Genomic DNA, 4,711 nt, shown 5'->3' with positions numbered 1-4,711 from the left:
TCCGGCAGGGCGTCGACGGCGAAGTCCTCCTTGTCCATCCCGTCGCGCCACTTCTCGTCCAGGTCCTCGGGATGCAGCACGTCCTTGAGGTGCTTGACCGCCTCGAACAGCTCGGCCGGGTCATGCTCGGTCGCGACGGCGACGAACGCCTCCTCCAGCTCCCGCATCGGCTCCAACCCCACATGCGCCAGCCCGTAGACGAACACCCGCACGTGCGCCGCACTGATCCGCCCCGACAGTGCCGCCTCGGCCACCAGCGGCAGGTCCCGTAACGCGGCCACGTTGCGCACCAGCGCGGTGGCCTGCCCGGCGTTGAGCCGCAGCTGGGTGCGCACCCACGTGTTGAGCGTCGACGCCCCGTCGATCTCAAAGTCCTTCGAGGCCTGCAGCTCGGCCAACAAGATCGCCTTCGCCGCGTCCAACGCATCCTGAGCGGCCTGGACCGCGTGCAGCTTCGACCGCACATCACCCGACGTCAGCGCCTGCGCGGCGATGCGCATCGCGTCGATCGTGGGCTCCGGATTCATACCACCAACACTACTCGAACACATGTTCGAGCGCAAGAGGAATATATTGGAATGGCAATAAATTATTGGTCAGGAAGCATGTCCGAGCCGCCTGCAAGGATGGAAGGGCGACCCGCGATCAACTGGTAGATGCGCCCTCGGTGAGCTCGGCCCAGATCTCCTGGGTCTGCCGCCCGACGCCCGGCGCGTGGACCTGCTGGAAGTTGCGCCCGCCGCGCGCGAACGTCGCCTCGACGCCGGCCGGGACCCTGGCCGAGGGATGCCACTCGCACGGTCGGACATGGACCAGGTCGACTGCCGTGCCGTCCGGGTCGGTCCGCAGCGGGCCCGTGATGCGGCCGACGTGAGCCAGTCCGTCGACGTCGACGGTCCACACGAACGAGCCCTCCGGCACGGTCGCGAAGCGCTCGAGCCGCCGGGCCAGCCGGTCCTGCTCGTCCTCCCGGCCCAGGGCCCCGACGCCGACCACCCCGAGCGCCAGGGCGCGCTCGACGGTCGCGCCCGCGTCGACGTCGTCGCTGCGCGAGCGCATCGGTGCGCGGTGGACCAGGGGCTCCTGCGACATCAGGCTTCGCCGGGCTCGTCCCGGCGGGCGAGCGGCCTGGTGGCGGGTCCCTCGAGGACCGTCCCGTCGGGGTCGAACCGTGAGCCGTGCAGCGGGCAGTCCCAGCTGCGCTCGGCGTCGTTCCAGGTGAGGGGGCCACCGAGGTGCGTGCAGAGGGCCACGACGCTGCACGTCGTCCCGTCGACCGTCGATGTCCCGGTGGGCACGACGCCGCGACGCCCGACCGACCCCTTGCCCTCCGCGGGGGGCGTGGTCGGTGCGGTGTGGACCACGGCAGCCAGCCCCGCTCCGACGGCGGCGACCCCGACCTCGGCGTTGATGACGGCGGCGCGGACCAGCCCGTTGGGCCGGGACATCCGGTGCCGCTGCGGGCGCTGCCACGACGGGAGCCCGCCCAGGATCTCCTCGGAGATGCTGCGCGCAGCCGCCACCCCTCCGGTGAGCCCCCACTTGTCGAGGCCCGTCGCGACGAAGATGCGTCCGCCGCCACGCGGCATCGGTCCGACGTACGGGAACGAGTCGTGGGACCGGTAGTCCTGGGCCGACCACGCGTGCGTCTCGGTCGCCCCGGGGAAGTACTTCGCGGTCCAGGTCCGCAGCTCGTCGAGGTGGGACAGCTCCGAGCGCGTCCGTCCCACGTCGTGCCCGTTGCCGCCCACCACGAGGTGCTCCTCACCGTCGCGTCCCGGCGCGGAGCGGATCGAACGGCTCGGCTCCCCCGCGGAGAGATACATCCCGGCCCGCAGCGCGCCGGCCGGCACGTCGAACGCGAGGGCGTACGACCGCAGGGGCTCGAGCTTGGCGAAGTACAGCCCCCGGTCAAGGATCGGCGATCCCGTCGCCAGCACGACGTGATCGGCCAGCAGCTCGGCGCCGTCGTCCAGCGTCAGCCGCGGCCGCCCCGACCGGGACACCCCGACGACCCGGTGGCCCTGGTGGACCGAGCCACCGTGGGCCCGCACCTGGTCCACGAGCGCCGACAGGACGTCCATCGCGTCGAGCTGCGCCTGATCGGGCAGCACGACCGCCCCGAACTGCGGGAACGGCACGTCGAGCGTGTCGACGAGTCGCGCGTCCAGGCCCACCCCGTTGGCGACCCCCAGCTCCCGCTGCAGGGCTGACCGCTGCTGGGGCGACGACGCATAGGTCACGGCGTCGCGCACCTGGAAGGGCACGTGGTGGTCCTCGCAGAACCGGAGCAGCCACTGCTGCCCCTCGTGGCTCCCGTCGACGTACGACTGCAGGACCCGTCGCGACTGGAACCGGCGCATCCGCGAGAGCTTGGTGCCCTGCAGCAGGGACACCTTGCCGGTCGTGTTGCCCGTCGTCACGGCACCGACCGTGCGGGCCTCGACGACCGCGACCCGGCGCCCGGCACGGGCCAGCAGCAGGGCCGTCGTCAGACCGGTGACGCCCGCTCCCACGACGACGACGTCGAGGACGTCACCGGCGGGCAGGACGTCGTCGGCGATGGGTTCGGGACGATCGAGCCACAGGGAGGTCATGCCGGCCGACGTACCCCGCCGGACCGGCCTGAAGCGCAGGGCGTTTGACGGATCGCAGATGCGGGCACGGGTCGGGCATGACCGACAACTCGTTCCCCGCCCAGCAGCAGGAGCCCCCCGGACTGACGGCCCCCATGGACCCCCTCCCCGACCACGGCGAGGAGTCGTACGTCGGCCACGACCGGCTGGTCGGCCGGCGCGCGCTCATCACCGGCGGCGACTCCGGCATCGGCCGCGCCGTCGCCCTGGCGTACGCCCGCGAGGGTGCCCGGGTCGCGTTCACCCACCTGCCGGAGGAGGCCGAGGACGCCGTCACGACGGCAGAGCTGGTCCGCTCCGCGGGGCAGGAGGCCGTCGTGCTCGAGGCCGACCTGCGGGACAGCGCCACGTGCGACCGGGTCGTCGCCCAGGCCGTGTCGGAGCTGGGTGGCCTCGACATCCTGGTCAACAACGCCGGCTTCCAGATGGCCCGCACCGAGGACATCGAGGATCTGACCGACGAGCGCATCGAGCGGACGTTCACGACCAACCTGTCCGCGCTGTTCTGGCTCACCCGGGCAGCGGTCAAGCACCTGGGTCCGGGGTCGAGCATCATCAACAACTCCTCGATCCAAGCCTTCGACCCGTCCACGACTCTCTTGGACTACGCCGCGACCAAGGCGGCGATCAACAACGCCACGGTCAACCTCGCGGCCCAGCTCGGGCCCCGCGGCATCCGGGTCAATGCCGTCGCGCCGGGCCCCATCTGGACGCCCCTGCAGCCGGCCACGCAGACACCGGAGAAGATCGAGAAGTTCGGGCAGGACACCCCGCTGGGTCGCGCCGGCCAGCCCGCCGAGGTCGCCCCCGCGTTCGTGTTCCTGGCCTCACAGGCCGATGCCAGCTACGTCTCGGGCACCGTGCTGGGAGTCACTGGAGGCAAGGCCGTCTTCTGATCGTCGTCAGGTGATCAGGCCGGTGAAGCTGTCGGGGCGGCTTCCGGAGCGGATGACCGCGCGGGCCTGGTCCGTCGCGTCCCAGACGTTCCAGAGCAGGACACCGACGACCTGGTCGCCGTCGAGGTAGTAGACGACATAGCCGTCGTCCTGCGTGTCGACGACGGTCTCCAGCTCGGCGTCCAGCGTGCCCACCGCCTCGTAGCCGATGTCGAACACGTCGGAGTAGAAGAACGGAGTGTGGTCGTAGACCTCGTCGGCGCCGGCCATGATGCGCCCGGCGGTGCGGCCCATCTGGGTCGCGTTGTCGACGTGCTCGACACGGCGCCGGCCCAGGATCGCGTCGGGGTACTCCGCGACGTCGCCGGCGGCGTACACGTCGGGAGCGCTCGTCGAGAGGCGCTCGTCCACGACGATCCCGCCGTCCTTGGACCGGTCGATCCCCCCGTCCCCGGCGATCGCACCGGCCGGCTCGATGCCGAGCCCCACGACGGCGAGGTCGGCGGCCACGACCGACCCGTCACTGAGCTGCAGCTCGACCCCGGTCGGCCTCGACGACCCGGAGTCGACCAGGACGCCGGCCCGGATCGTGACTCCCGCGTCGACGAACGCCCGCTCGTACTGCTCCGCGAGCTCGGACGGCAGGAAGTTCGCGCCCACGACCTCGCCGGGGTGCACCAGCGTGACGGTGCAGCCGTTCTGGCTCAGCGCGGACGTCAGCTCCGACCCGATGAAGCCCGCGCCGACGACCGCGACGTGCGGTCCGCCCGCGGTCGCAGCACGCAGCCGTCGGTAGTGGTCGAGGGTCCGGAAGTAGATGACGCGCGCCGACGGCTCCAGCCGGGGCAGCTGCCGCGGGTGGCCGCCGGTCGCGATCAGCAGCCTGCCGTAGCCGAACGTTTCACCGGAGTCCGTCGTCACGGTCGTGCCGTCGACGTCGAGGCCCTGCGCCCGCACCCCCAAGTGCAGCGTCGCGTGCGTCTCGTCCTGGGTGTGCAGGGCGGAGTCCGCCTCGTTGTGGTTCGGGTCGGTCCAGAGCTTCTTGGACAGGTCCGGCCGCGGGAACGGGGCCGTCGGCTCCTCCCCCACGATGCCGATCGTGCCCGAGGCGTCGATCTCCCGGATGCCCTTCGCTGCGGCGTCGGCCGCCATGCCGCCGCCGATGATCAGGTAGTCGTA

The 4,711-nt window shown here is 71.7% G+C and carries 5 protein-coding genes; 1 reads left to right on the top strand and 4 read right to left on the bottom strand.

Features of this window, described 5'->3' with window-relative positions:
• The 3 genes from JWQ91_RS15175 to JWQ91_RS15165 form a co-directional block, all read right to left on the bottom strand.
• The coding region (locus JWQ91_RS15175; protein ID WP_297785975.1) for a DUF222 domain-containing protein at nt 1-500 on the bottom strand (500 nt) is incomplete at its 3' end.
• A gap of 145 nt (nt 501-645) precedes the next feature.
• The gene (locus tag JWQ91_RS15170; RefSeq protein ID WP_297785972.1) at nt 646-1,092 is read right to left on the bottom strand and encodes a GAF domain-containing protein; all 447 of its coding nucleotides are present in this window, start codon (nt 1,090-1,092) and stop codon (nt 646-648) included.
• Nucleotides 1,092-2,597 carry an FAD-dependent oxidoreductase gene (locus JWQ91_RS15165; RefSeq protein WP_297785969.1) on the bottom strand — a complete coding sequence of 502 codons (1,506 nt, stop codon included), beginning with the start codon at nt 2,595-2,597 and terminating at the stop codon, nt 1,092-1,094. The genes JWQ91_RS15170 and JWQ91_RS15165 overlap by 1 nt, the downstream gene beginning before the upstream one ends.
• Before the next feature lie 77 nt (nt 2,598-2,674).
• On the opposite strand from JWQ91_RS15165, the gene JWQ91_RS15160 reads away from it, so the two are divergent.
• Nucleotides 2,675-3,532, top strand: coding sequence for an SDR family oxidoreductase (locus tag JWQ91_RS15160; protein WP_297785967.1), 858 nt, complete (start codon nt 2,675-2,677; stop codon nt 3,530-3,532).
• A 6-nt stretch (nt 3,533-3,538) separates the two neighbouring features.
• Here JWQ91_RS15160 and JWQ91_RS15155 read toward each other — a convergent pair.
• Nucleotides 3,539-4,711 (bottom strand): FAD/NAD(P)-binding oxidoreductase (locus tag JWQ91_RS15155; RefSeq protein ID WP_297785964.1); only part of this gene is annotated, 1,173 nt, incomplete at its 5' end.

This window comes from Aeromicrobium sp., from assembly GCF_025965075.1.
In the GTDB taxonomy this organism is placed as follows: domain Bacteria; phylum Actinomycetota; class Actinomycetes; order Propionibacteriales; family Nocardioidaceae; genus Aeromicrobium.
The sequence above is the reverse complement of the archived record's forward strand: the minus strand, read 5'-3'. Positions and strand labels throughout refer to the sequence as shown.

Bases quoted from the DNA above. Each gene is read 5' to 3' on its own strand.
- JWQ91_RS15170 (WP_297785972.1), bottom strand. From the start codon at position 1,092: ATGTCGCAGGAGCCCCTGGTCCACCGCGCACCGATGCGCTCGCGCAGC.
- JWQ91_RS15165 (WP_297785969.1), bottom strand. From the start codon at position 2,597: ATGACCTCCCTGTGGCTCGATCGTCCCGAACCCATCGCCGACGACGTC.
- JWQ91_RS15160 (WP_297785967.1), top strand. From the start codon at position 2,675: ATGACCGACAACTCGTTCCCCGCCCAGCAGCAGGAGCCCCCCGGACTG.